A 1,875-nucleotide genomic window follows, 5' to 3' on the forward strand; every position below is an offset into this window, starting at 1 on the left:
AATGCTTATAGTAAACCCGAAACATTGGGTATCGATCGATTTTTGGCGGCGGTAGAAGCCTATCACCAGTTCAACGGGCCGGTTTGTGTCATCGATCTGGGTACTGCAGCGAAAGTTGATGTGGTTGATCAGTATGGTCGACATCAGGGTGGCTATATTGTGCCTGGGCTGAATATGTCTAGACAAGTCCTGTTAGATAAGACGGCTAAAGTGCGATATGAGCGTGAGCAGACTGAAAACGACAGCTTGAGCTATGGGCTAAACACTGGCGAGGCCGTAGTTAATGGCACGCTTTTGTTGCTATTAGCTTGGTGTAGGCAGCAAATCGACGCGTTTTATCGGCAATACCCTGATGGAAAAGTGCTATTGACTGGGGGTGATCGAGATAAACTTGCACCTCATTTAATGGCTAATGCAGGCCAAGTTCAGCTGGCCGATGCCCTAGTGCTTTCTGCTTTGGCAAGAATTGCTATGCAGGCGGCAGAATAATCTAAAAAATTACGTTACCCTATGCAGAGTTTATTGCTAAGGACATTTCAATGCGCAAGCTTATCTTCCTTCTGTTTATAGTTAATGGCTGTTTACTAGCATGGTTTATTTTTCAACAAGATCGAAAAATGCAACAGCAGCCAGAGCAGGTGGAGTTTGACTTTTCTCAAGTGCCAACGGTAACGCTGCTGTCTGAATTGTCAGATTCAGAGCTAGCAGCGCGTGATAAAGTTCGTATTGCAGAGCAGCAACGCAGAAAAGAGGCCGCCAGCAAGCAAATCTGTTATTTGATCGGCGCTTTCGATAGCGCGCAATTGGCTGATCGGATGCGGATTCGCTTGGATTATTTTGAAGCGGCCAATATTGTTGAGCAAACCGTGCAAATGCCTTCAACATATTGGGCCTATATTGAGCCTCAGGCAACTCGGCAAGCGGCTTTAGCTCTGGCCAAGCGGCTTAAGTCGGATGGTTTTGACAGTTATGCAGTACCCTCGGGTAGCGATATCAATGCGGTTGCGCTGGGTACGTTTAGTAAATTAGCCTCCGCTGAAGGGGTGGCAGAAAAAGCCAAAGCCGCTGGCTACGAGGTTGCCGTTGCTGAGCGAGAGCAGACCGCAATAGCTTACTATATTGCGCTTAATCAAGAGGCTACAGAGCAGTTTGAGATGGCCTCACTAGAGCAAATTCGGGTCGATGTTGCTGAGGTAAAAATTGAAGAAAAAGCATGCAAAACTCTTGCGCTTTTGCCGGCCATTCAATAGAATGCGCAACCTCTGAATGACATGCACGTGTTGTGTTCATTCGGTTTCTAGCAGTTGAGCTGGTGTAGCTCAGTAGGTAGAGCAACTGACTTGTAATCAGTAGGTCGCGCGTTCGATTCGTGTCACCAGCTCCATTTTAATTGCTAGTATGTGGTGGGGTTCCCGAGTGGCCAAAGGGATCAGACTGTAAATCTGACGCGAAAGCTTCGGTGGTTCGAATCCACCCCCCACCACCATTTATCGACTTGGCATGTCGGTATATACCAGTGCTGATGATTGAGGATTAATCGTCGTTTATTGGTGTGAAGAATCCGCGGGTATAGTTCAATGGTAGAACCTCAGCCTTCCAAGCTGATGATGCGGGTTCGATTCCCGCTACCCGCTCCATTATCTTCGCTCAAGTAGCTCAGTTGGTAGAGCACACCCTTGGTAAGGGTGAGGTCGGCGGTTCAAATCCGCTCTTGAGCTCCAAATTATTTCCTTAACTCTTTATTTTCTTTGGCGAAAATTGGCTTGACACTTAGGCTGAGCACTAGTAATATTTCGCCTCTTTTTTTGTAGGTATTAGGCCAGTAGTTCAATTGGTAGAGCGTCGGTCTCCAAAACCGAAAGTTGGGGGTTCGAC

General features: G+C 47.2%; 2 protein-coding genes and 4 tRNA genes. All 6 read left to right on the top strand.

All coding sequences use genetic code 11. The features are described 5' to 3' along the window. Window positions 1-489: type III pantothenate kinase (locus HRU21_09155; protein NRA42458.1), on the top strand; the 489-nt coding region annotated here is incomplete at its 5' end. Window positions 490-539: 50 nt separating this feature from the next. Next, the gene (locus HRU21_09160) at window positions 540-1,250 is read left to right on the top strand and encodes an SPOR domain-containing protein (GenBank protein ID NRA42459.1); all 711 of its coding nucleotides are present in this window, start codon (window positions 540-542) and stop codon (window positions 1,248-1,250) included. A gap of 58 nt (window positions 1,251-1,308) precedes the next feature. Next, a tRNA-Thr gene (locus HRU21_09165) sits at window positions 1,309-1,384 on the top strand. Between the two features lie 18 nt (window positions 1,385-1,402). Then, window positions 1,403-1,486, top strand: a tRNA-Tyr gene (locus tag HRU21_09170). A 77-nt stretch (window positions 1,487-1,563) separates the two neighbouring features. Beyond that, a tRNA-Gly gene (locus HRU21_09175) sits at window positions 1,564-1,637 on the top strand. Window positions 1,638-1,645: 8 nt separating this feature from the next. Then, a tRNA-Thr gene (locus tag HRU21_09180) sits at window positions 1,646-1,721 on the top strand. Window positions 1,722-1,875: the final 154 nt, after the last annotated feature.

Source organism: Pseudomonadales bacterium (assembly GCA_013215025.1).
Lineage (GTDB): Bacteria > Pseudomonadota > Gammaproteobacteria > Pseudomonadales > DT-91 > DT-91.